This is a genomic window from Limnospira indica PCC 8005, assembly GCF_000973065.1.
Classification (GTDB): Bacteria; Cyanobacteriota; Cyanobacteriia; order Cyanobacteriales; family Microcoleaceae; genus Limnospira; species Limnospira fusiformis.
Map to the genome: position 1 here is coordinate 213,644 of NZ_FO818640.1, position 24,632 is coordinate 238,275.

Here is a 24,632-nt window from a genome sequence, read left to right on the forward strand (position 1 = left end):
CGGGCTTTGGCAGTATTTGACATCAGAAACCGAGTTTTTATGAGGATGTTTGTTGATGAAGTAGTTTTGTCGGGTAAAAAATGAACCGTCAGCTTCCCATAACAAGCATCCGTGTCTCCTTGGTAAAATACAGAACAACTATCTATTATGGATATTGCCTGGTTTGAACATATTTCGCCACGACGGAATTTAAACTAAAAAGTGTCATATCTCCTTCATCTTGGGTTTCCAATATAAATCGCCTCACTAGAGATTTTAGTCCATTAATTAAATCGGAAATAGGTAATTTGACTCGATTGGCGATCTCCGATAACGCGATCGCCTCTGGTTCGTTTGCTAGTTGACTGACGATGACCATTTCACAATCACTTAATCGCTGCAACTGTTGTTCTAAGTGCCAAGATAATGATTCGTCCAACATCGGCATATCATATTGTAAAAAATTGCCAACTTTACCACCAAAAATTTCTCGAATTAGGGTAGCGATTATATTTAACCATAGTGGGTTGCCTTGATAAATATTGATCAACCTTTCCCATAGTTGTTGATCGGATAAATGATGGGAAATTAAAATATCTTTCGCTGCCATTCCCAAACCATCTAACACCAAAGTAAAAATTGGCAAATTTAATTTTTCTAGTTCTGCAATTTCTCTCGGTTTCTCCGAACTAATTAAGACGAAACAGCTATGATGGTAAACTTCGGCAACTTTTTGAAAAAATAGATGATAATCTTGACAAGCTGATTTATATTGACCCGCCCATTTACCTGGACTAAAAATTTCCTGTACGTCATCCAAGATGATCAGGCAACGATGGTGGCGCAGTTGGCTAAAAATTAGACTAATTTTTGTTTCGATTTCTATGGCTTCATCTATCTTCCATGACAGTGAAAATATTTCCAATAATTTATTTAAGATAGTTTCTAAAGTCGGCGAAAAGCGCAAACTACGATAGATGATAAAATTAAAGTTACTTTTGATTGATTCGGCAAGACTTATAGCCAGGTGAGTCTTGCCAATACCACTAACACCTAAAATAGCAACTATTTTTGCACAATTATTATGGCAATTTTGAGGATCATACTTTTCGTCAGTGACGATCCATTTTTTAAGTATAGATAATTCTTCATCACGTCCATAAAATGTAAAAATTTCCGCCGCATCACCTAAGTCGAGCTCAGGTGAATCTTGGGGTTCTGGTTTTTGCCCATAAGAAACCGGCGATCGCATTTGATCTGGAAAACAACTTACATTGTTATGAACCGTGACATGATCTCTCCCAATAACTGGTGAAATATTAGCGTTATTAGCAATGATCGCTCTGTCTAGTATCGACCTAACATTAACTTTACTAACATCTTCGCCTAATGCGTCTGCAAGTATTTTCCATAGTTCTGATGCCACGACCCTCACATAACCTTCGCTACAATCCCGTTCTTGAGCGATTTTAGCATATTTCTTTCCTTGCAGAGCTTCTTTGAGGATCGCCTCCTGCAAATCATCTAGATGTTTTCCCGTCTTGGAAAAGACTCTGTCATCAGCAAATCTTAAAATTTCATTAAGCTCCATAGCTGCTTTTATGAGTAACTTTTACTAATTTTAAGTAACATCTTATCATGCTTTGGATAACATAATATAATGTTTCATAACTAATTATCATCCCTTACCAAGTACATGAGACCATAAAATTATCAATCTTCTTATGGTATTATACTGTGGCAGTGGGGATAGGAAAGTAAGCCATATCAAATTCAAAGAATGAAATATGAAATAGTTAAAGGCAAAACCGACCCGATCAGCAACGAGCAAACCAGTAGTCTGAGCGAGACACCGCAGTGGACATTGGATGAAATTGCGTTATCAAAAAGTACCCGTGAGCAAATTAAGGAAATGATTGCTTATGTAAAAAATCGGGATAAGTTATTTGTAGAATGGGAGTTTAATCGGTTTCTCAAGACTGGTAAAGGTTTGAGCATAAATTTTTTTGGACCATCTGGTACGGGTAAAAGCATTACTGCTGAAGCCATTGCTCACCAATTGGATATGAACATTATTAAAGTGAACTATGGCGAGCTAGAATCAGAATTAGTGGGAGGAACATCCAAAAATATATCCCAGGTCTTCCAAGAATCGGAAAAAAGCCATAGTTTATTATTCTTTGATGAAGCTGATGCTGTATTGAGCAAAAGAATTTCAAATTTATCTCAAGCCGCTGATTATGGAGTCAATTCAGCCAAAAGCACATTATTGACACTAATGGATAAATTTAATGGTGTGATTGTTTTTGCTACCAACCTGTTTGAAAATTATGACAATGCTTTTTTAAGGCGGATCATATTTAATGTAGAATTTCTCGTACCTGATTTAGAAATGCGGACTCAACTCTGGCAATTTCATTTATCTAAAAATGTTCCCAAAACCATTAGTTACGAGAGGGCGGCGGAAATCAGCGAAGGTTTATGCGGGGGTGATATTAGAAATATCACAATTAAACTTGGTCTAAAATTGTTAGTTGGTAAAGCTCAGGCTATTGACGAGTCTATCCTCATAGAGGAAATCAACAAATATACAACTATCAAGCTGCATCACCAAAAAATCAGTTCTGATAATTTAGCTAGGATAGAAACCAGATCGACTTCAAATTTAAGAGAGGAATAAATCATGGCTATCGATCCAATCAGTTGGACTATTATTGCTGTCACTATCCTTGGAGCAGTCAGTCCTTATTGGAATGAAATTAAAGATTGGGCTAACCGTGCAGTGGCTCAAATACTAGATACCATCAACCAAGCTGTTGAAGTAGTTTCAGATGTAGCAATTTATTTGTTAAAGGAAAAAAATAGGTATTATAAACAGGCTGAAACTTATATTATGAACATTAACAATAAGGAGTATCGGTTTGAAATTGTCAAAGAAAGCATAGAATTGTCTGACATTCCCGAAGAGTTTCGACAACAGCTTGAAGAGAGAGCTAAAATAAAATTGATAGCAAAAACTTAATAAAAACATCTATGTACAGCCACCAAAAACATATCTGAATAATTTTGATTGCTTTAACTTACCGATTGAAAATCATAGGTCAATTAATCAATGCCAGAACCTCAAGAAACAGTCGCATATCAATGGCAGCGACTCGTCAATAATGTCAGAAATTTACCCAAGCGAATATCTCAAGCCATTCAAGGTACTCCAGAGACCGAAATATGGTCAAGTCTTGAAAATCAAACTTTAGATTTCGATTTGCTGGAGGATCACCTCAAAGAGATACACAGAATCGTTAAAAAGGATGGATCTGATATATTAGGAACCCGTTTAATTTTAGATGAACGGCAAAACTTAATGGAGATCAAAATATATAGTCGAAAAGGAGAAAAAAATTCTCTTTTGACTAACCATGTGAAAATCAACAGTATGAAAAATATTCCGCCGGATATTATGGAGGAAATACAAAGTAAAGGTCGCGTTGAATTAACTATTCATCTAATGATATAAGAGTGCCAGTTTATCTTTTTTTCTGCACCATCATAGCCAAAGTTTTGTCGCGTTTTTGCTGTCCTATTTACCGTATTTTCATCGATGTAAACTCTCCAATTAATTTTTGAAAATCAGAACATTTATCAATTAAGCTAAAAATAACATCGCCACGCCGAAAATGGCGACTAATGCCCCTAAAAAGGCGCGGAAACTGATAGTTTCTCCCATGGCTATGGCGATCGGTAACACAAACAGCGGACTGGTAGAAGTGAGAGTTTGGGCAATTCCGGCGGCGGTAAATTTGAGGGCGGTTTGCTGTAACCAAATCCCCAAATAAGTGCCGAAAAATGTCGCCACAATAATGATTCCCAACACCCGGCGCGATCGCAAAGGTTTGACTAAGGCGAGGGGAGATAACCGCTGAATTGGTAGGGCTAAAAGCAGGACCGCCACACCGCCTAAAATTCTTAATAAGGTACTCCACAGGGGACTGATGCCGCTTTGGGTGAGTGCCAAATGGGATAAAATGGCTCCGGTGGACTGGGATAAGGCGGCAATGCTGCCAAACACTAAGCCGCGATTTAATCTTAGGGGTATTCCGAGGGTTTCGGGCGCTTGTTCGGTAATTACCCAGGCGATACCTAACACGGTGATAAAGATGCCTCCCCAGGCGGTGAGAGAGAGTCTTTCCCCCAAAAATATGAAGGCAATTAATGCGGTTAGGGGAGGGGCGAGGGTTTCTAGCAGCAAGGCGCGCCGAGGACCTAAACAATTGAGGGTGGTAAAAAAGGCGGTGTCTCCGATACCTATACCGATGATGCCGCTGAGGGGAAGCAAGCCGAATACCCAGGGGGAAAATTCGGGTAATTCACCCCCTGACTGGAAGGTGATGGTGAGCAATAATAGACCGATCGCAATTCCGCCTTTAATGAGGTTCAAACCCAGGGGCGGGATTTTGGTGCCGACATTAGCATAAATCACTGATGCGATCGCCCAAAATAACGCCGCCACTAGAGCCGAAATTTCCCCGGGAAATTGGGTCAATATCATCCTTCCCCGGTAATCGATAATCCTTCCACCCAAACCCGAGGAGAAACGCCGCCATCTGTGAGTTTAACTTCTGATTCCACACAGACAATAGACTTGAGTAGTTGTTTAATATCTCCAGCCACGGTAGCGGACTCAATACTAATGCGATCGCCTCCTTTAATCATCCAACCATCAAAGGGTAAAGAAAACGAGCCTTGTATAGATTGTACTCCCGAATGGAGGGCGTGCAACTCATCAATCCAGATCACATTATCAGCAGTATTAATGTTGTAGGATTCGCTATTTTCACCTGTCCCCGGAGCCACACAAAAGAAATTCGGACTCACCGACACTTTCGCCCCCATATTACCATTACCGGTAGGTTGAGCATTCAGGCGGCGGGCGGTAATGGAACTATGGAGAAAATGAGTTAATATACCCTCCTTAATTAGTGCCACTTCTCCCCTCGGTGTTCCCTCACTATCAAAGGTAGTCGCTGCGATATTTGTCGGGTGCAATTCGTAATCACTAACCGATAACATCGGAGAAGCGATCGCCGTCCCAATTGATTCCACCGTAGACAAACTCTGGCGATCCAAGACATTTTGGGCATTAAAAATATTAGAAAACCCCGCCAATATACTCAAAAAAGCCTCTGGGGAAAACATCACCAAATAGCGCCCAGATTTAATCTTTTCATAGTTCAAATGGCTGATAGTTTTCTGGGAAGTTTCCTGTAAGCATCCCTCAATATCCAACCCTTCCAAGCTACGACCCAAACGGTAAGCACCCGCACTGCGAGGCTTTTTACCATCTTCTTCAGTCTTGCTATATAGATAAATCGAGGCATAAGAAAGATGTTCTTGTCGTAAAGCCCCCTCGCTGTTCACATAAAACCGGACTAAATCCCGTTGTGACAACCCATTATAGGGAACCCCCACAATAGCAGGATGGCTATTTAATAACTTATTTTCCGCCTCCAGTAAAGTTTCTAACAGCGTATCCATAGGGGCTGCTTCCGCAGTGCGATCGCCCATGTCTTCTACCGGAGAAGTAGCCAAAGGACTAAAATCCGGGATATGTTCTTTCGCGCCAAAGCTACTAGCTTCCGATGCCGTTTGTAAAGCCAACTCCAAACCCTTGGGGGTCGTGTCATTAGTAGAAGTCACCCCCAGAGTGCCATCCTCATTCCACACCCTCACCATAATACTAGAACGATTCGACGCTTTCACCTGTTTAGGAACCCCTTGATTAACCTGAGCGCTACTCGATTCTACCGTCGCACCAAACACATCAAACTTGCCGATTCCCAATTTACTCGCCGAATCTTTAACTTCACTAATCAAACTGTCAGTATTCATCATCTAATTAATCGCTGTTTTTTCTAATTACTGTTTCACCAAAGCAACTCAAATTCCCAGAACATTGTCGAACCGGGTTAAGGGAAGATCGAAAAATTGATCACACCCGCCACCCGACCCAGCAATTTATCTTCCTCCCACAGTAATACCATCAACCTTAATATGAGGTTGTCCGACCGTCACATAGATGCTACCGCTGACCGAACCGCAGAACCCCGCCGCCAGTCCGATATCCTGGGAAGACATAGAAATATTGTTCATAATTTCCGTAGCGTAACCGATTAAAGTTGCACCCTTGAGAGGCTTAGTAAGTTTACCATTTTCGATGAGATAAGCCTCTTCCACCGCAAAGTTAAACTTTCCGGTATCGCCGACACTACCGCCACCCATTTTTTTACAGTACAAACCGCGATCGACTGATGCAAATAGGTCATCAACAGAATACTCACCAGGCGCAATATAAGTATTACGCATCCGGCTGGCTGGTGAATAGGTGTAGTTTTGGCGGCGACCGCTTCCGGTTCTGGGATTTCCCGTGCGTCTTTCCCCAGCGCGATCGCACAGAAAATTTTTCAGGATACCATTTTCAATTAAGAGAGTACGCTGGGCAGGCATTCCCTCATCATCCATATCGATAGTGCCAAATGCCTGCTCCGACAGACCCTCATCCCAAGCCGTCAGATTTTCGTGGGCAATTTTCTCACCCTTCTTATCAGCAAAAGGAGTTGTTTTCGTTTCAATAGCGGTAGTTTCCAGTAAATGCCCACAGGCTTCGTGGAAAATCACCCCACCGAAGCGGTTAGCCATCACCACAGGATAATAGCCAGACTCGACATAATCCGCATAAAGCATTTTACCCGCAGATTCTGCCATATCTTCCGCATCAGTTTCATAGTCCCAAGTCCGCAACCAATCCGGGCAACTGGTACTACCGCCACGTTTACTGATAGAACAGCGATGTTCGCCATCTGCACTAATTATCGACGAAACCTGAGATTGAGTCAATCGCACATCCCGCGCAAAAGTACCATCACTACAGGCTACCAGAACCTCTTGCCAATCTCGGAAATAGGACGAACGCCGAGATTGAACGTGGTTAGCCTTTTTGAGTAGTTGAGCGTTAGCTGCCAACAGGATATCGCCCATCTCTTGCATCGAACTACATTGAGCCAGCCAGCTTTCTTTGCCCTTAGAGGTCGCGTAATCCCGCAATAGTTCCAAATTGACCGAAGGCACAAATCCCACTGCTCCAGGAAGCTGTAAACCCATGATGGATAAGGCTTTTTCCAGGGCTGCACGCAAGCCGCTAAAGGATAAATCATTGGTACTCACATAACAATCTGCATTTCCCTTAAATACGCGAATACCCGCCCCTAAAGACAGACTTGGGGAAACCCCGGTAATGCCGTCATCTTCAGCCAAGCAACTGATCACATTATTGCGCTCTAGGAAAAATTCTACCAGGTCAGCCCCAGCAGCGCGTCCTAAGCCTAGGAGGGTAGACAGGGGCGCTTCCCAACTGTCATCAAAGCGGTCCAATAGGGGGGAGTAGGTCAGGTTAGGGAGTTCTTTGGTTAGGAGTAATGTACTATTCTGCATAAATGATGGTTTCGGCTGATCACTGTATCCATCTTATTATTAACCATTCTAGTTGTGACTGGTGAGTTCGGACTTCTGGGTTGCACTCAATGGGAGACGCTTGTTAAGCTATTAGTTAGCAGCGCCTCGCCAAGTTATTGTCAATTTGAGCAGGAATTGGGCTGAGTCTAGCCAGCCTTCAATAGCCTGATGGTCTGATTATGGCTTTGGTCTGCTTTGGTATCGATAAATTCCCCGATCACTGTAACTTTGTAAACGGAGGAGATGGTTCTGTGTCAACCCAAACCGTAGAAAAGACTTCCACAAATCGGAAGTTAGCACCACGCTATCGGGTTCTGCTCCATAATGATGACTATAACCCCATGGAGTATGTGGTACAAGTGCTGATGAGTACCGTTCCCGGCCTGACTCAACCCCAAGCTGTTAGTATTATGATGGAGGCTCACACTAATGGCTTGGCTTTGGTGATTACCTGCGCCCTCGAACACGCTGAGTTTTATTGTGAAACTTTAAAAAATCATGGCTTGACCAGTACCATAGAACCTGACGAGTAGTGGTAGACTGCTCTGATGGAAGATAATTTCAGCTATATTGCGATCGCTTGTTTAATCTCTCTCACCTAGTCCGCCGCCCTGTCCCGGTTCGGTTGGGGCTGTTTGTGGTTCTATTGCTGCTAATTTGGCTTCCCCTGGCTATTCCCATTTATTGGCTAGGGGGCGACCCCAATTTGGTGAGTATCATTACCCTAGTTTTGCTATATTGTCAGTTTTTGATTTTACTGCAATGGTGGGGAAAATCGGTTTATGGTCAGCCTCGTTATTTGCGGGTCTGTGGTCTGGAAATTAGTCGCCGCAGCGGTGAGGGTTTGTTAATTGGTTTAGGCTTGGGTTGGGTTGGGGTTCTGGGAATATTTGCGATCGCTACTGGGTTCGGCTGGCTCAAGTGGCAACCTTTCCCCGCCAATTTCCCTATAATTATCATTGAGAGTTTATTGGTATCTTTGGGGGTAGGATTTGCTGAGGAGTTGTTATTTAGAGGTTGGCTACTAGAAGAATTACGGCGGGACTATTCCCCCGTCAAATCTCTCTGGGTGAGTAGTGTTATATTCGCCCTACTCCACTTTATCAAACCTTGGGAAGAAATTGTGCGAACCTGGTTACAATTTCCGGGTTTATTGCTATTAGGGATAATTTTAGTTTGGGCAAAAGATGCCACCCGCACCCCTAATCATCCTCATGGTTCTTTGGCGTTAGCCATAGGCTTACACGGCGGTTTAGTTGGTGCTTATTATATCATAAATGTGGGAGAATTAACCATGAATTTAGGAAAAGTTCCCCCCTGGGTGACTGGCATTGATAGAAACCCCTTAGCCGGGTTATTGGGGTTACTGGGTTTAGGGGCGATCGCCATCATTATCCGACAGCTTAACCCCAGTGCTACCAAGCCGGATCAGAATACAGATTAATAGTCATTTTTTCCCTTCCGGCTGGTACAGAACTAATACAAGAGCAGATAATTTCTCCATCATCTAATTCCACCTCGCAGGCGTGACAGGAACCCATTAAACAGCCCGTCGGAATCGAAACTCCCGCGCGGTTAGCCACTTCTAATATAGGTTCTCCTGGTTCAGCTTCCACAGTCACATTATCCGGCAAAAATTCGATTTTCATAGTTAGTTAGTCTCCATGAGAATTTGCAAGTTGTTAATCAATCAAATTTGGACTAATTCCCCATAATATGAATTACCAGTTCTCGATAGGAGCCACGGCGGCGATGTTCCCAGAGATATAGTCCTTGCCAAGTTCCCAATACTAGCCGTCCTTGGGAGATGGGAATTTGCTCAGATGTATTAGTTAAAACACTACGAATATGGGCAGGCATATCGTCCGGTCCTTCCGCGCTGTGGATGTAGTAATCTCCTTCTGGCACTAATTTAGACAGGAAATTTTCCAGGTCTTCTAACACATCAGGATCAGCATTTTCTTGGATAATGAGACTAGCAGAAGTATGGCGGATAAATACCGTACAAATACCCGTTTGGATCTGAGATGTTTCTACAGCTTCCTGAATATAACGGGTAATTTTAGCCAAAGATTTCCCCTGGGTCTTAATTTTCAGAAAGTGTTGATACTGATTCATACAACCATCTCCATATTGACATCATCTCCGGTTTAAAGGCGCGGCGATTCCTAATAGGGGCGGGTTTATACGCGCGACTATTTCCAGCAGGTTATTGGTGAACCCCTCCCGTACAATTCAGGGACGGACAAATCGAGCTTTCCACCTCCGAAGCCGCAGCACGAAAGCAAGTTTAGCTAAAGGTCCCCCGGTGGAAAACTGGAATTTCCGCGTTAATTTCCGCCGGGAGGCTGGGGAGACGATCTAGTGTGTCCCACTTTACCCCCGATTATGTTAATCTTGAACTTATGTTACAGCCTATACCTAGATTATATTGTGGCATCACTATCAATCAGCCTAAAAGGTGGGTCAGAAGGGAATTATCGGGTTATTATCGGCATTTACCGCCTCTGAGCCACCCTAAAGAGCCACCTATTATGGATCAACCCTAACCGCTAAAGAGTGCGTCAGTCAATGTTTCTCCCAACTCCACCCAACTCCGATCCGTTAGTCCTTACCCTTGGTATTAGCGCCATGATTAGTATGGTCGCCAGTTTGACCTTAGTTAGATGGCGAAAACCCGCCAGCGCGGAAATAATAGACACTATCAAGCGATCGCAGTCTTTCCTACAGCAGATGGGTTGTATTGTGATTGTACTATCTTTAGAAGGCAAGATTGTCGAGTGGAATCATGCCGCCGAGGAAATTTCCGGCTATCGACGGGAGGAAGTGATAGATCGCAATTATTGGATGCTATGTCTACCAGAATCAGTCCGTGATGGGGTGAAATTCCGTTATCTGCAAGCGATCGCCACTCAACAGCAAGTTCATGTACATCATATCCTATTGGGTAGTGACGGACGACAACAGCAAGTTAATTTCCAAATAGTTCCTTGGCGTAATTATTGCGGAGAAATTCTAGGTGCGATCGTCACCGGGGAACCCGTAGCTTGTAGTCCCGACGGTTCATGTGAACAAGAATTAGAATGTGAACGACTACAACAACTGATATCCTACCTTCCCCTACCCATCGCCATGTTTGATACAGAAATGCGATACCTGGCTTATTCAGAGGGATGGATTCAGCATTTAAAGCCGCAGATATACTCATTAATCGGTTTAAATCATTATGATGTATTTCCTAACGTAAAAAATGACTGGAAGTTAGCCCATAAAAAAGCCTTGCGCGGCGAAAAAGTGTCGGCTTTAGAGGATTCCTGGATTCGTGAGGATGGTTCTCTGATGTATGATGGTTGGACTGTGGGACCTTGGTATCGTAATTCTGGAGAAGTTGGGGGAATAATTCTAGTAATTATCCCCTTAAATAATCTCATCGAAACTCGCAACGCTGCTTTAAATGCCGTTCAATTCAAGTCTCGATTTTTAGCGCAAATGAGTCATGAAATTCGCACCCCCATGAGTGGAGTTTTGGGGATGGTTGAATTGTTAATGCAAACTCATCTGACACTCCAACAAAAAGATTACACCCAAACCATTTATCGCAGCGCCAAACATCTATTAACCGTAATTAACGAAATTCTGGATTTATCCAAACTAGAAGCCGGAGAAACTCACCTAGAATCCCATGACTTTGATTTACAAGATTGCCTAGAAACCGTAGTGGATCTGTTGGCGGTTAAAGCTGAGGATAAACAACTAGAACTAATTATTTTGTTAGAACCGAATCTTCCCCGATATTTAAAGGGTGATGGGATGCGTTTACAGCAGGTTCTAATTAACTTAGTCAATAATGCTATTAAATTTACCAAATCCGGTCATATTATTATCAGAGTGACTCCCAGAGTAATTAGTCAAGATCACATTAATATTTACTTTGCCATAGAAGATACAGGAATGGGGATTTCTGATGAACTTCAACCCCAATTATTTCAGCCTTTTTCCCCTGCTAGTTCCGCCACTAATCGTCAATATGGTGGCACGGGATTAGGTTTATCAATCTGTCAGCACTTAGTGAATTTAATGGGGGGTGAAATTGGGGTTAAGAGCCAAGAAGAAGAAGGCTCTATTTTCTGGTTTAACGCCACTTTTTTACCATCGGAATTATCGGAAACTTCTGCCCCCAAAGAATTGAAAAATATGAGTTTATTGGTAGTTGAAAATAGTAGTTTAGTCAGGCATTCAGTTAGCTGCATAACTCAGCCATGGGGAATACAAGTAGAGACAGCAGATACCTCTAAAATTGCCTTAGATAAATGGCATCATCAACAGGCTAAAGGTTCCCCGTATAATCTGATTCTCATGGATTTAGAGTTACTAGACCGCCATGGTGCTAAATTACTAGGACAGCTTTATAAAACCTCTAGTGATTCGCCAACTCAGCTAATTTTAATGAGTAGTATTAGTCAGCGAAATCGCGCCGAACAGGTGTTAAATTTAGGGGATTTTGTATATTTAGTCAAGCCGATCGCCCCCCTGCGATTACTGCGAAGTTTTGCCAAAGCCCTGGAACTTGATATCCCTAATTTAGACCATCACCTTGATAAGTCTTGGGATGATGTATTGATGGGATCGTCCTTTCCCGAAACTCCCAAACCACCATGTTGTCATCTCTCCCAAACTAACGATAAACTCAGGGCTTCTATACCTCTAAAAATTCTCCTAGCTGAGGATGACTTAGTTAATCAGGAAGTGGTTTTAACTCAACTGCAACAATTGGGTTATGTCGCTGATGCTGTGTCGGACGGAGAAGCGGTTTTACAACATTTAGAAACACAGCATTATGATTTAATCTTAATGGATTGTCAGATGCCTATTTTAGATGGTTATGAAACTACAGCCAGAATTCGCGGTAGCCAAAACTCCCAACGACCTCCTATCATTATCGCTTTAACTGCTAGTGTAATGCCTTCCGATCGCGATCGCTGTCTACAAGTGGGAATGGATGACTACATCACTAAACCTATTGATTTACAGGCTTTAGTCAACGTGATTAATCGTTGGGTTCCGGTTTGTCTGGAAACCCAAAATCCAACACCCACCACAGCCAATCATCAGCCACCTTTAGATAGTCCGGTTGATTGTCCGGTTGATAGCGATCGCCTCAATAAGTTATTTAAGGGAAAAACCGAGTATAAGTATCGTCTGTTAACCACCTTTATCCATCAAGCACAACAACGAATTGAGACTCTCAATAAAGCGATTAATACCTCGAATTTTGCCGAAATCAAACAGCAAGCACACGCCTTGAAAGGGTCTAGCGCCAATGCTGGTATCTTCCACATTCCCGCCATCTCTCAGGAGTTAGAAAACCTCGCCACCCAACAAAACCTGGAAGCTATCCCACCCCTAGTCAAACAGCTTCAGCATCACCTGGACTTGGTGAAAGACTTTGTGGAAATGATGAAAAATCCATAAGCGATCGTCTTCTGCGTCCCACCTGATAATTAACAATTGTAGGGGCGGGTTCTGCTGTCAATTCAATTCCCCACCCGGCTCTAAATAAACCCGCCCCACCCGGTCATTAATTATTAATTGTAGGGGCGGGTTCTGCTGTCAATTCAATTCCCCACCCGGCTCTAAATAAACCCGCCCCACCCGGTCATTAATTATTAATTATTAATTATTAATTATTAATTGTAGGGGCGGGTTCTGCTGTCAATTCAATTCCCCACCCGGCTCTAAATAAACCCGCCCCACCCGGTCATTAATTATTCATTATTAATTATTAATTATTAATTGTAGGGAGGGACTGACGCACCTGTGTTAATTAGCTTTTGCTAATCTCAGGGAGAATTAAATTTTCACCCCCCGAATAGAATCATCTAATAACTCCATAGGATGCTTGAGAGTAACCCGCTTTCCTTGTAATTCCAGATGCTTCTTAATTTGCAAAGAACACCCTGGGTTAGCCGAAGCAATTACAGTCGCCCCAGTATTGAGCAGATTTTGTACCTTTTGCTGTCCCAACTCATCCGCCACTTCTGGCTGTAACATATTATAAACCCCGGCGCTACCACAACACAAAGCCGCATCGACAGGTTCTCGCAATTTCACCCCAGGAATTTTGGTTAATAACTCCCTCGGTTGACTGCTAATTTTTTGTCCGTGTAACAGGTGACAAGCATCCTGATATACAATAGTTAAATCCTCCCCTTCCACCAAAGGAGATAAGTGCGCCGTTAACCCCACTTCCGCTAAAAACTCCTGTACATCGCGGACTTTACCTGCAAATTCTTTCGCCTTGTCTCGATATTCGGGATCATCCCTCATAATGTGACCATATTCTTTTAAAGTATGACCACAACCGGCGGCATTAATAATAATAGCATCAACCCCAGTGTCGGCAAAACTATCAATCATTTGTTTAATCAAAACATGGGATTGTTCCGTTTGTCCTTGGTGTTCAGGAAGTGCGGCACAACAGCCTTGAGATTTAGGGATAATCACCTCGCAACCATTAGCCGTTAATACCCTAGCGGTGGCTTCATTTACCGGAGAGAAAAATAGCCTTTGTACACAACCTAAAATCATCCCGACTCGATAGCGTTTTTCCCCTTGTGCGGGAATTACTGTGGGTAAATTGTCCTGAAAAGCACTAGAGTTAATTTCCGGCAAAATTGATTCCATCGCCGCCAGTCTGGGGGAGATTTTGGGCAATAATCCGGTAGACCGCACTAGGTTTTTAATCCCCAATTTTTGATATAAATACAGGGGAACTAACAGGGGACGCAGACGGTCGGGATAGGGAAATAAGCTGAAAATCAATGTGCGAATTAAGCGATCGCCTAAATTTCGGGGAACATTTCTTTCCACCTGGGGACGGGTGGCGGCGATGAGACGGTCATATTGAACCCCAGAAGGACAGGTGGTGACGCAGGCTAAACAACCTAAGCAACTATCAAAATGTTCGCTGGTGGCTTTAGCAAGGGGTGCTTCTCCCTTATTAATAGCATCCATCAGGTAAATTCTACCCCTGGGGGAGTCCATTTCTTTACCTATTACCCGATAACTAGGACAGGTGGCTAAACAAAACCCACAATGAACACAGGTATTAATTAAGTCTGGCGGCGGCGGATTATTCTTGTCAAATCCGGGAAAATTTGCCGAGGGTTCTAGGTGGGGGTTTTGGTCTAAAAAGTTGCTTTCTTTCGCGGGAATTTGATTTAAATTAGCCTCGGAAGACTTATCAAAAGTTTGCATCTTATAAATGGTATGAATGATTAAACTACGGAGTGAATTCGCCTAAACAATCCAGAAGTTAAAGACCAGCAATAAATCGCTGATGATTCAGAAGATTTTGGGGGTCAAATTGCTGCTTAATCTTAGCCATGAGGTCTAAGGCGTTTCCCCGGTATCCCCAAACTTCTATTTGTTGTTTAATGGTTAATGGTGCTTCTAAAACCGACAGGAAACCACCTTGATTATTACACAACTGCCGCAGATTTTGCAACGGCTCTGGTTGAGTCTCATCAAATCGCATTAATCCCAAACCACTGCTACCATGAATGACGGCGGGAGTTTGACATTTCGCCAAAGTGGTGGCTGCGTCCGTGGGAGTGATACCGACTTTACAAATAATGCGATCGCCTTGGGAACCTTGCCAAATTTGCTGTTTTAATTGCTGCCAAAAATCCCCGTCATTTTCCCGAATTATAGTTGAGTTTAAATTGAGTTGATTACCGACTTCTACCAGGCGATCGCCTTGTAGTTCCACACTTTCCCGGATACTTTGAAATCTGACAGCCAAACCCATGGATTTTTCCCCAGAGAGGCGAGCCACTAATTCCGGGGAAATCAAATCCATAGCCACCGGAGTCAAAGCCGAGGCTAAGATAGTTGCAAAACAGGTAGCGATCGCATCTGAATCTCCTGTTAACAGGACCGTATGGGATGCTTCTAAACAGGGATATAAACGCAGGGTAACTTGAGTAATAATGCCCAAAGTTCCGTAGGAACCCGTTAGCAACTTCATCAAGTCATAACCCGCGACATTTTTAACTACCCGACCCCCAGCTTTAGCAATTTTACCATCAGACCGGACAAAAGAAATTCCCAGCAGCATATCGCGGATACCTCGATATCGATGACGCAGAGAACCACTATCTCCAGTAGCAATAATTCCGCCAATAGTAGCATCATCCTGATAGCAGGGGTCAAAGCCTAGGAACTGTCCTTGTTTAGCCAAAATTTGCTGAAGTTCCCGATATTGCATACCAGCTTCTACCGTTACAGTCAGGTCTCCCACCGCGTGTTCAACTAAGCGGTTGATTTTCTGGGTACTAATAGCAATAGAGGGGTTTTTCACCGGGTTTCCCCAGGTAATTTTGCTACCTTTCCCAAAGGGTAAAATTCCTAACTGGTGCCGTGCCGCATAGGTGGTTATTGCAGCTAGTTCCTCCTGAGTGGGGGGATACAGAACGCATTGGATAGCTGAACCTGGGGCGATCGCTGCTTCCAGGTTAGCACGGACAGATTGATCCAGGTCGTCCCAAGTACATAGGTTACTGTTGGCGGCGACGGTGGCTATTTCCTCTAAGTTCAGAGGTTTTGATGTCTGGGATAATTCCTGACTAGCTATAGACATCGCACAGATTGAGTGATTTTACACTTCACTATAGCAGTTTTGCGAAAATCTGCCCCCCTACCTCTTCGACAATAGATAATGGATCTAGCGACGGGTTCCACTGTCAATTACATCTGGCCACGACGGTTTTTCTGGACCCGCCCTAAACCCACCAAACAATCAATCATTGATAATACTGGCGGCGCGGGTTTACCATGACTAGGACCAGGCTATCACCGACCCTACCAACTCTACGGACTCTACCGACGGGGGAGCGATCGCCTTTACCGGATATATGAATAAATATTAAGCATCGTTAAATTTTTATTAAATTTTTGCGGTAGCCAAAGCATCAATTAGCCTTTAGACAGTCGATTTCCAGGAAATTATAACTGTTATCAAAATAGGATAAGATGGATCTGAATACTATGTCAGGTCTACTGATTTTGGGGCAATATCTGGCCATCCGACCAGATAGGTATTTTCTGTGAGTAGATAGGGATCACCGATTATTCAAGCCAAACTTAGGGAAATCAGTATTACTGCTAGGGGTTAATAAGTAGATATCGGGAGGTATATCATAATGGGAAATTGTCGATTTTATGCAGGATTGAAGATTACATAAAATTAGCTATAATTATGAAGTTATGAAAATATCAATTCCGCAGCCTAGACGTTATGCGATCGCTTCACTACCATTGGGGGTGAGTTTAGTAGAACCCCTACACCAACTGATTGTTAACCATCAAGAATGGATGGTAATGCAGTTACTACAGTGTTTCGGTCAGACTACCCAACCTTCCATTATAACTCACTTACGGTCAGTGCAGGGTTTAACTTCCCGCATTTCCCTGCTATTAATTGAGATGACTGCAGATCTCACCCCAGGATATCTAGTTTCTGACATGGAGGAACATTTACAGACCCTGGGGGGAATAAGTGCGATCGCTATTTCGGCGGAAACCCAGACCGATATCTCCGCTGCGGAAATGGTGGAAACTCTCCAACAATATAGACAATGCTATTTAAATCTGATTAAGTTAGGAGAATTTAGCAGTGAACAGGAACACCTATTCTCCCAAGTAGTCGGGGATTTATTTACCGCTATTGAGAGGCAATTTTTTGCCCAAGAAAAACAGCGTCAATATCAGACGATTATTGACCAATATCTTGATGAGCATATCGATGATAGTATTAATCATATTAAAGCCAGCCCAATGGAGATGATTTTTAATGCCATTAATCTCCCCATCTTCATAGTTAATCAAGAACATAAAATTATTTTCGCGAATAGGAAAGCCCATGAAACCTTAGTGGTCAATTCTCAAATTCCCCGAGAAATTTACACCTGGCTAAGAGAGCGATCGCCCCAAATCGCGGACACTAATATCTCAGAAATAGTCGCAGAAATTCCGATTACAAAAGATAATATAACCGAATGGTTTTGCCTGAGACTCTACCCAATTGATAGTCAAGATGGGTCGGATTTCAGAGCGATCGCCATCTGTGAAGATATCACCGATTCCAAGCTGAAAGCCCAACGCCAGCAGCTACAGCAGCAGCACCTAGCCCAAGTGCAAGCCCTGACCAAAACGGGGAGTTGGTGTTTAAATATGAACACGGGAGAAATGATTGTATCAGAGCAATTATATCATATTTTAGGATTAACTCCCCAGCCGACATCCATAAATTTTGAGCAATTGTTGAATCAGATCCATGTCGAGGATCTATATGGTTGGGTGCAAAACTATACGACATCGTTATTTATGAAACAAAATTACAGCCTGAACTATCGAATTATACAACCAGATAGTTCCATGCACTGGGTCAGCCAAGAATCGACCCCAGTAAGCGATCGCCATGGTCAAGTCACCCATATAATCAGCACCATAAAAGCGATCGAGAATCAGGAAATCATTAACTCTTCCATCACAGCCGAAGCCGCGTTAAGGGAAAGCGAAGCACGTCTGAGAACCATTATCAGCACCAGTACCAACGGTTTAGTAGTAGTCAACCGTGAAGGACGCGCCCTATTCATTAACCCCGCCGCCGAGGCTTTATTCGGTCGCCCAGCCAGCCAACTGGAAGGGGAACTGATAGGTATTCCCCTAGTCACCAAAGAATCAACCGAATTAGAAATTTTGAGACAGGATGGACAGCTAAAAATCGTCCGTATGCGAGTAGTAGAAATTTCTTGGGAACAGGAAACAGCCTATCTAGCATCCTTAACAGATATTACCGACTTCAAAAAAACCGAAGATCAGCTGAAAATGTTTTCCCGCGCTTGCGATCAAAGTCCGGTCTCTATTGTGATTACCGACTCCGAGGGAGATATTCAGTATGTGAACCCGAAATTTGAAGAAATCACCGGATATAAAGCAGGAGAGGTAATCGGTCAAAATCCTCGCATCCTGAAATCTGGCTACACCACAGAACCGGAATATGATGTGTTATGGAGACAGATTACATCAGGGAAACAGTGGTCTGGGGAGTTTCACAATAAGAAAAAAAACGGAGAACTCTTCTGGGAACACGCTTCTATATGTCCGATGCGAGATGAAGAAGGTTATATTACCCACTTTATCGCAGTTAAAGAAGATATTACTCAACAGAAACATAACGAGGAAATTTTAGCCCATCAAGCCAACTATGACGCTCTGACCGACCTACCGAACCGAACTTTAATTTTTGATAGACTACGACAAGCAATTACCGAGGCTCAAGTTCATCATAGTAACGTCGCGGTGATGTTTATTGACCTAGACCACTTTAAAAATATTAACGATACCCTAGGTCATGAATTAGGAGATTTTTTGTTAAAAGAAGCCGGGATGAGATTAAGAGGATGTATCCGCAAAACTGATACAGTAGGGCGACTTGGTGGTGATGAGTTTTTATTGATTATCCCCAAGTTAGATGACTTAGTACAGGCTGAATATATTGCTAATCAGGTCTTAGATGTATTGGGTGAACCCTTTAATCTGTGCGGTGAAGAAGCATTTATATCAGCCAGTATTGGTATTGCTAGTTATCCCCAAGATGGCAAGAATGTCAGTACATTGGTGAGAAATGCAGATACGGCTATGTATGCAGCGAAGCAGGAAGGCCGTAATGTTTTCGCATTTTTTACTCAAAATATGAATGATGAGGCTCAAAGTCGGATTATCATTGAAAATCAGCTTCGTCATGCCATAAGCAGAAATGAACTATCTGTGGTGTATCAGCCTTTTATTCATCTGAATACCTCTCAAATTGTTGGGGCTGAGGCTTTGATGCGTTGGTATAATCCCGAACTAGGAAATATTAGACCTGACCAGTTTATTGCTATTGCTGAAGAAAGTCGGTTAATTGTAGATTTGGGAGAGTGGATTTTATCACAAGCCTGTCAAGAGGTGGCTAATTGGCATCAACAGGGAAACAATGGGTTATGGGTGGCGGTGAATATGTCTCCCCGTCAGTTACGGACCCCTAACCTGGTTAATGTGATTATAGAGGCGATCGCTAATAATGGTCTGAGTAGTGATTGCTTAGAGTTAGAAATAACGGAACGTTCCCTGGTGGCAGAAGTTCCGGGAGTGCAAAGTTTAATTAAACAACTGAATCACCTCAAAATCCGTTTGGCGATCGATGATTTTGGCACAGGTTATTCCTCCCTTAGTTATCTAAAGCGATTTCCTTTTAGTGTCTTGAAAATTGATAAATCATTTATTTCGGATCTTCCCGATGATCAAGATGCGATCGCTCTAGTCAAAACCATGATTACTATGGCTCATGGGTTAGGCTTAGTCGTGGTAGCAGAAGGCATTGAAACCACCGCCCAACTCGACTTTCTCTGTAATCAAGGATGTGATTACGGTCAGGGATATCTATTTAGTAAACCTCTACCACCCGCCCAATTTAGGGCTTATCTGCAACGGAACAGTTAACCCCAACCGGTTACACTCCCCTACCTCACCTATTGGCTATAATCTCAAAATATCGTGATTCTAACCAAGCCTACTATTTTTGCTAATCCGCAATATACCCACAACCGATGGTTAAAACATCATCCCTGCTAACTCAACAAAATCTCTATCATGTTCCTATTTACACGATAGCCGATACTGCCCGCTATCTTCATATCCCCCTACCTACCCTCAAAACATGGGTAAATGGACGCAGCTACCCCACCCAAAAAGGAGATCAAGACTTCTTACCCCTCATCCAACGCCCTCAACCGAATATTCCCCAACTCTCCTTTACCAACCTAGTTGAAGCTCACGTCCTCAGAGTCATTCGCACCGTTCATAACGTCCCCCTTCGTCAAGTTAGACTCGCCCTCGACTACATAAGCGAACAATTTAAAACAGAACATCCCCTTGTTCAAAAACAATTTAGCACCGATGGGGTTGACATTTTTATCGAACAATTTGAACGGCTAATTAATGCCTCCCGTTCGGGACAATTAGCCATGAAACAGGTCTTAAATAATCTGTTAACTCGCATAGAATGGGATGAACAAGACATCGCCTCCAGACTCTTCCCTATCATCAACGATCATAGCCACAACTTCCGGGATAAAGTCTTAATCATAGATCCTAATATTTCCTTTGGTAAACCTACCATCACCGGAACAGGCATTCCCACCAAAATTGTCACTCAAGCGGCTTTAGCCGCCAGCACCCCCTTGCGGGGTGGAGGGGTATGGTTGCCCCTCCATGGAGCTATGGTTGGCTCCGACTCCCTTGCGGGGTAATGTTTGCTTCGCCAATGTTCAGAGTCGGTACTATCCAAATCGCACGTCCTTAACCCCTTAGAGATGTTTAACGATTCGGTTCTAGGGCCTGGAACTAGCACGCATTCCAGGGTAGGAACTTTAACTCTTGCTCTGAACGTAGCCAGTTAAGGCTTAGGCTGGTCAGCTACCTGAAAGGGGGGCACGAAGCCCCCGTGCTTCAGCCGGGGGTGCTGACTCAACTGTTTGATGCCGGGGACTCTATCGAGGATATTGCTGATGATTATAACTGCCAACCCTGGCAAATTCAACAAGCCATTTTATTTGAATCTAACTCACAGGCTGCTATGGGTTAATTTTACCATAAATCGTTATCTATTATTCCACTGTCACCGACTTAGCGAGGTTGCGAGGTTGGTCTACATCTAAGCCCCGTCGTGCCGCTATGTGGTAAGCTAACAATTGCAGGGGAATAACTGTGAGAATGGGTGATAATAACTCATCCACTTCCGGGACTGATAATAAATCATCAAAAATCTCCGCTGACTCGCCGCTGGTTTTGGGTGTCACTCCAATTAATCTAGCATCCCTCGCTTTAGCTTCCTGAGCATTAGAAATCACCTTTTCATAAACCATACCAGGCATAGCGATCGCCACTACCGGAACCTTATCATCCAACAGGGCGATCGGACCGTGTTTCATCTCTCCCGCCGGATATCCTTCCGCGTGAATGTAGCTAATTTCCTTGAGTTTTAAAGCACCCTCCAAAGCGATGGGAAAATTAATTCCCCGACCCAAGAAAATAAAATCCTGAGTATCACTAAAATCATGGGAAAGTTCCCCAATATCCTGTTCATGACTGCTCAGAATCAACTCAATTTGAGAAGGAATTTGTCGCAAACCCTTAATAATTTCCTCAAGGCGAGATACCGATATAGTCTGCCGTCGCCAAGCCAAATCCAAAGCCAACAAATAAAAGGCTATCAATTGAGCCAAAAAAGTCTTAGTAGCCGCCACCCCAATTTCAATACCCGCCCTAGTATCAATCAAATGTGGAACCATTTGCCCCAAAGAACTTTCCGGGCGATTAGTAATCCCTAATAAACGGGGAGCAAACGCCGCCCCAGCATTAATTCTGCGTTGCTGTTCCATAGCCAACGCCGCCAAAGTATCAGCAGTTTCTCCCGACTGAGTAACCCCAATAGTCATCGTATTAGGTCGCAGTGGAATCGGGGAATAACGAGCCTCGGAAGCATATTGAACTGTTGTTGGTAAATCCGCCAACTGTTCTAATAGATATTTCCCCACCAAACTGGCGTGCCAACTGGTACCACAAGCCAATATTTGCACCTGTTCCACACCCTCACATAAAGCATTAGGGAGGTTCAAATTAATCGGAGATAAACTCTTATTAACAGTCGCAGATTTGGAAGTTTTGCTAGTTTCTGGAACCTGCCAATCATCATGAATATAGGCATTGAGACAGTCTCGCACGACCCCTGGTTGTTCGTGAATTTCTTTGAGCATAAAATGCTTAAAGACTTGCTTTTCTACCAGAGTCGGACTCCAGTTGAGAATACGGGGCTTTTTATTAAGACGTTCCCCGTCAAAACTGTAAACCTCAACCCCCAAAGGAGTCAACCGAGCCATTTCGCCGTTATCTAAACTGACAACAGCTTGGGTATAGGGAACTAAAGCGGGAGTATCAGAAGCGCAGAAAAATTCCCCTTGTCCTAAGCCAATAGAAAGGGGTGCTTGTTGGCGGGCAACAATTAACTCATTGGGATAGTCTGCACATAAAACAGCGATCGCAAAAGCCCCATCCAAACGCTTAACCGCGAGACGCACCGCCTCAAAAAAAACCGAAGGGGAACCCGGTTCCGGCTTAGATAGATGTGATAAAAACTCAGAAATCAGATGAGGAATTACCTCCGTATCGGTATCAGATTTAAACTCATATCCCTTTCCCTTCAACTCTTCCCGCAGTTCCCGATAATTTTCAATAATGCCATTTTGAACCACCGCCACCCGTCCATAGGGGTCCAATTGTGGGTGAGCGTTATATTCTTCTGGTTTCCCATGGGTAGCCCAGCGGGTGTGACCAATACCAATTTGGGCTGGCATTTCCACCTGGCTTAACTTATCGCGTAGATTATAGAGTTTACCCTTAGCCCGAAGATAATTAATTTGACCTTCCCAGACCGTAGCGAGTCCAGCCGAGTCATAACCCCGATACTCCAGTTTTTCCAGCCCAGACATGAGAACATCTGTAGCGGTTTGAGTGCCGATATAACCAACAATTCCACACATTAGTATTTGGTACTCCTCAAACTTAGATCATTGGGGTTCTGCGCGATTATACCATAATTGTAGTTGTAGGTTGGGTGAAGCGCAGCGAAACCCAACTTTACCCGATGTCGTGTTGCACCCAACCTACTCTCTGTTGGGTTGCACCCAACCTACCCCATGTTGGGTTGCACTACTCTCTGTTGGGTTGCACCCAACCTACCCTCTGTTGGGTTGCACCCAACCTACCCCATGTTGGGTTGCACCCAACCTACCCTCTGTTGGGTTGCACTACTCTCTGTTGGGTTGCACACAACCTACCCCTGTTGGGTTGCACCCAACCTACTCCTGTTGGGTTCACACAACCTACTCCTGTTGGGTTCACACAACCTACTCCTGTTGGGTTCACACAACCTACTCCTGTTGGGTTCACACAACCTACCCTCTGTTGGGTTGCACCCAACCTACTCCTGTTGGGTTCACACAACCTACCCTCTGTTGGGTTGCACCCAACCTACTCCTACTCTCTGTTGGGTTGCACCCAACCTACCCATGTTGGGTTGCACCCAACCTACCTCTGTTGGGTTGCACCCAACCTACTCCTGTTGGGTTGCACCCAACCTACTCCTGTTGGGTTGCACCCAACCTACTCCTGTTGGGTTCACACAACCTACTCCTGTTGGGTTCACACAACCTACTCCTGTTGGGTTCACACAACCTACCCTCTGTTGGGTTGCACCCAACCTACTCCTGTTGGGTTGCACACAACCTACCCCTGTTGGGTTCACACAACCTACCCCTGTTAGGTTGCACACAACCTACTCTCTGTTGGGTTGCACACAACCTACCCTCTGTTGGGTGTGGTACATAATACCAATTTATTAAAATTTATTCCCGTCCCACATTCGCATCAAATACAATCTCCGTTTCTGCACCCCAATTAATATCGTAAATACCCTGACGAACATACCTTAAAAAACTTGAATACTGCCAATCCTTTGGGGCTTTGACTAAACCATGCTTAACCGGGTTATAATGAATGTATTCAACATGATTAATAAAATCGGTTTCATCCACAATGCAATGTTCCCAAAAACGACGTTGCCAAATCGCTTTCTCCTGTTTCTGTTGTTTAGATGCCGAAATTTGACCGTGATATTGTCGATCGCATTTTTGGGTAAAATAGTTTTTCACCAAACGCCACCGATTAGAAAAATCGCGATCGCCTTCTGGTAAAGTCCATACGCAGTGTATATGGTTCGGTAAGATAACGCAGGCATTTATATCGAAAGGATATTCCGCCATCACTTCTCGGACAGCCTGCCTTAATAATAAGATATTTTCGGGAAAGCACAAAAACTCTCGTCTCCTGTCTGTTACCACAGTGAAAAAGTATGTGCCACCTTCTATTTTAGCTCTTCGATATTTCATAATTTTAGTGGGTGCGTGCATGGGTTACAGCCTGTTCAGAAATCATCTGATAACCTCTCAAAGTCCCTCTCCCTCTCTGGGATCCAGATTTAGGGT

18 protein-coding genes and 1 pseudogene are annotated in these 24,632 nt (G+C 43.6%); 9 read left to right on the forward strand and 10 right to left on the reverse strand.

What is annotated here, in order from left to right; genetic code table 11:
• Positions 1-145: 145 nt before the first annotated feature.
• Entirely contained in the window at positions 146-1,570 is a 1,425-nt protein-coding gene (locus tag XZ46_RS00950) for a helix-turn-helix domain-containing protein (RefSeq protein ID WP_006622085.1), read from the reverse strand.
• 189 nt (positions 1,571-1,759) lie between these two features.
• Here XZ46_RS00950 and XZ46_RS00955 point away from each other — a divergent pair, with 189 nt between their 5' ends.
• The 3 genes from XZ46_RS00955 (at position 1,760) to XZ46_RS00965 (ending at position 3,493) form a co-directional block, all read left to right on the forward strand.
• Positions 1,760-2,659, forward strand: a complete 900-nt coding sequence (locus tag XZ46_RS00955) for an ATP-binding protein (RefSeq protein ID WP_008051884.1) — start codon at positions 1,760-1,762, stop codon at positions 2,657-2,659.
• Between the two features lie 3 nt (positions 2,660-2,662).
• Positions 2,663-3,001, forward strand: a complete 339-nt coding sequence (locus XZ46_RS00960) for a hypothetical protein (protein ID WP_008051886.1) — start codon at positions 2,663-2,665, stop codon at positions 2,999-3,001.
• A 90-nt stretch (positions 3,002-3,091) separates the two neighbouring features.
• On the forward strand, positions 3,092-3,493 hold the full coding sequence (locus XZ46_RS00965; RefSeq protein WP_008051888.1) for a hypothetical protein: 402 nt from the start codon (positions 3,092-3,094) through the stop codon (positions 3,491-3,493).
• 129 nt (positions 3,494-3,622) lie between these two features.
• Here XZ46_RS00965 and XZ46_RS00970 read toward each other — a convergent pair whose 3' ends face one another.
• The 3 genes from XZ46_RS00970 to XZ46_RS00980 all read right to left on the reverse strand — a co-directional run bounded on the left by XZ46_RS00970 (position 3,623) and on the right by XZ46_RS00980 (position 7,464).
• Positions 3,623-4,525 carry a DMT family transporter gene (locus XZ46_RS00970; RefSeq protein WP_008051890.1) on the reverse strand — a complete coding sequence of 301 codons (903 nt, stop codon included), beginning with the start codon at positions 4,523-4,525 and terminating at the stop codon, positions 3,623-3,625.
• Positions 4,522-5,868, reverse strand: a complete 1,347-nt coding sequence (locus tag XZ46_RS00975; RefSeq protein WP_006668660.1) for a TldD/PmbA family protein — start codon at positions 5,866-5,868, stop codon at positions 4,522-4,524. Before XZ46_RS00975 ends, XZ46_RS00970 begins: the two co-directional genes overlap by 4 nt.
• Before the next feature lie 123 nt (positions 5,869-5,991).
• Positions 5,992-7,464 (reverse strand): TldD/PmbA family protein, encoded by a 1,473-nt coding sequence (locus XZ46_RS00980; RefSeq protein WP_008051892.1) that lies wholly within the window; start codon positions 7,462-7,464, stop codon positions 5,992-5,994.
• 272 nt (positions 7,465-7,736) lie between these two features.
• Between XZ46_RS00980 and clpS the strand changes: the two genes are divergently transcribed.
• Positions 7,737-8,018 carry an ATP-dependent Clp protease adapter ClpS gene (clpS, locus tag XZ46_RS00985; protein ID WP_008054756.1) on the forward strand — a complete coding sequence of 94 codons (282 nt, stop codon included), beginning with the start codon at positions 7,737-7,739 and terminating at the stop codon, positions 8,016-8,018.
• 47 nt (positions 8,019-8,065) lie between these two features.
• Positions 8,066-8,929, forward strand: coding sequence for a CPBP family intramembrane glutamic endopeptidase (locus tag XZ46_RS00990; RefSeq protein ID WP_006622077.1), 864 nt, complete (start codon positions 8,066-8,068; stop codon positions 8,927-8,929).
• On the opposite strand, the gene XZ46_RS00995 is transcribed toward XZ46_RS00990, so the two are convergent.
• On the reverse strand, positions 8,901-9,134 hold the full coding sequence (locus tag XZ46_RS00995; protein ID WP_006622076.1) for a 2Fe-2S iron-sulfur cluster-binding protein: 234 nt from the start codon (positions 9,132-9,134) through the stop codon (positions 8,901-8,903). The genes XZ46_RS00990 and XZ46_RS00995 overlap by 29 nt on opposite strands.
• 52 nt (positions 9,135-9,186) lie before the next feature.
• Positions 9,187-9,603, reverse strand: coding sequence for a secondary thiamine-phosphate synthase enzyme YjbQ (locus XZ46_RS01000; protein WP_006622075.1), 417 nt, complete (start codon positions 9,601-9,603; stop codon positions 9,187-9,189).
• Between the two features lie 453 nt (positions 9,604-10,056).
• Between XZ46_RS01000 and XZ46_RS01005 the strand changes: the two genes are divergently transcribed.
• Positions 10,057-12,957 (forward strand): response regulator, encoded by a 2,901-nt coding sequence (locus XZ46_RS01005; protein ID WP_228116446.1) that lies wholly within the window; start codon positions 10,057-10,059, stop codon positions 12,955-12,957.
• Between the two features lie 378 nt (positions 12,958-13,335).
• Here XZ46_RS01005 and XZ46_RS01010 read toward each other — a convergent pair whose 3' ends face one another.
• Together XZ46_RS01010 and XZ46_RS01015 are read right to left on the reverse strand one after the other, a co-directional pair.
• On the reverse strand, positions 13,336-14,742 hold the full coding sequence (locus XZ46_RS01010) for a (Fe-S)-binding protein (protein WP_006622073.1): 1,407 nt from the start codon (positions 14,740-14,742) through the stop codon (positions 13,336-13,338).
• A gap of 58 nt (positions 14,743-14,800) precedes the next feature.
• A complete protein-coding gene (locus tag XZ46_RS01015; RefSeq protein WP_006668663.1) occupies positions 14,801-16,126 on the reverse strand; it encodes an FAD-binding oxidoreductase in 1,326 nt (441 codons plus the stop codon).
• Between the two features lie 626 nt (positions 16,127-16,752).
• On the opposite strand from XZ46_RS01015, the gene XZ46_RS01020 reads away from it, so the two are divergent.
• The 3 genes and pseudogenes from XZ46_RS01020 (at position 16,753) to XZ46_RS33690 (ending at position 21,175) form a co-directional block, all read left to right on the forward strand.
• A complete protein-coding gene (locus XZ46_RS01020; protein ID WP_008051900.1) occupies positions 16,753-20,031 on the forward strand; it encodes an EAL domain-containing protein in 3,279 nt (1,092 codons plus the stop codon).
• A 107-nt stretch (positions 20,032-20,138) separates the two neighbouring features.
• Positions 20,139-20,414 (forward strand): annotated as a pseudogene (locus XZ46_RS37910) (hypothetical protein); the annotation flags it as partial.
• A gap of 635 nt (positions 20,415-21,049) precedes the next feature.
• A complete protein-coding gene (locus tag XZ46_RS33690; RefSeq protein WP_228116447.1) occupies positions 21,050-21,175 on the forward strand; it encodes a DUF433 domain-containing protein in 126 nt (41 codons plus the stop codon).
• Positions 21,176-21,197: 22 nt separating this feature from the next.
• Here XZ46_RS33690 and glmS read toward each other — a convergent pair whose 3' ends face one another.
• Together glmS and XZ46_RS01040 are read right to left on the reverse strand one after the other, a co-directional pair.
• Positions 21,198-23,129 (reverse strand): glutamine--fructose-6-phosphate transaminase (isomerizing), encoded by a 1,932-nt coding sequence (glmS, locus tag XZ46_RS01030; protein ID WP_008051903.1) that lies wholly within the window; start codon positions 23,127-23,129, stop codon positions 21,198-21,200.
• An 864-nt stretch (positions 23,130-23,993) separates the two neighbouring features.
• Entirely contained in the window at positions 23,994-24,536 is a 543-nt protein-coding gene (locus XZ46_RS01040; protein ID WP_035759917.1) for an REP-associated tyrosine transposase, read from the reverse strand.
• Between the last annotated feature and the right edge of the window lie 96 nt (positions 24,537-24,632).

Coding starts and splice junctions, on each gene's coding strand:
- XZ46_RS00950 (WP_006622085.1), bottom strand. CDS start 1,570: ATGGAGCTTAATGAAATTTTAAGATTTGCTGATGACAGAGTCTTTTCC.
- XZ46_RS00955 (WP_008051884.1), top strand. CDS start 1,760: ATGAAATATGAAATAGTTAAAGGCAAAACCGACCCGATCAGCAACGAG.
- XZ46_RS00960 (WP_008051886.1), top strand. CDS start 2,663: ATGGCTATCGATCCAATCAGTTGGACTATTATTGCTGTCACTATCCTT.
- XZ46_RS00965 (WP_008051888.1), top strand. CDS start 3,092: ATGCCAGAACCTCAAGAAACAGTCGCATATCAATGGCAGCGACTCGTC.
- XZ46_RS00970 (WP_008051890.1), bottom strand. CDS start 4,525: ATGATATTGACCCAATTTCCCGGGGAAATTTCGGCTCTAGTGGCGGCG.
- XZ46_RS00975 (WP_006668660.1), bottom strand. CDS start 5,868: ATGATGAATACTGACAGTTTGATTAGTGAAGTTAAAGATTCGGCGAGT.
- XZ46_RS00980 (WP_008051892.1), bottom strand. CDS start 7,464: ATGCAGAATAGTACATTACTCCTAACCAAAGAACTCCCTAACCTGACC.
- XZ46_RS00995 (WP_006622076.1), bottom strand. CDS start 9,134: ATGAAAATCGAATTTTTGCCGGATAATGTGACTGTGGAAGCTGAACCA.
- XZ46_RS01000 (WP_006622075.1), bottom strand. CDS start 9,603: ATGAATCAGTATCAACACTTTCTGAAAATTAAGACCCAGGGGAAATCT.
- XZ46_RS01005 (WP_228116446.1), top strand. CDS start 10,057: ATGTTTCTCCCAACTCCACCCAACTCCGATCCGTTAGTCCTTACCCTT.
- XZ46_RS01010 (WP_006622073.1), bottom strand. CDS start 14,742: ATGCAAACTTTTGATAAGTCTTCCGAGGCTAATTTAAATCAAATTCCC.
- XZ46_RS01015 (WP_006668663.1), bottom strand. CDS start 16,126: ATGTCTATAGCTAGTCAGGAATTATCCCAGACATCAAAACCTCTGAAC.
- XZ46_RS01020 (WP_008051900.1), top strand. CDS start 16,753: ATGAAAATATCAATTCCGCAGCCTAGACGTTATGCGATCGCTTCACTA.
- glmS (WP_008051903.1), bottom strand. CDS start 23,129: ATGTGTGGAATTGTTGGTTATATCGGCACTCAAACCGCTACAGATGTT.
- XZ46_RS01040 (WP_035759917.1), bottom strand. CDS start 24,536: ATGAAATATCGAAGAGCTAAAATAGAAGGTGGCACATACTTTTTCACT.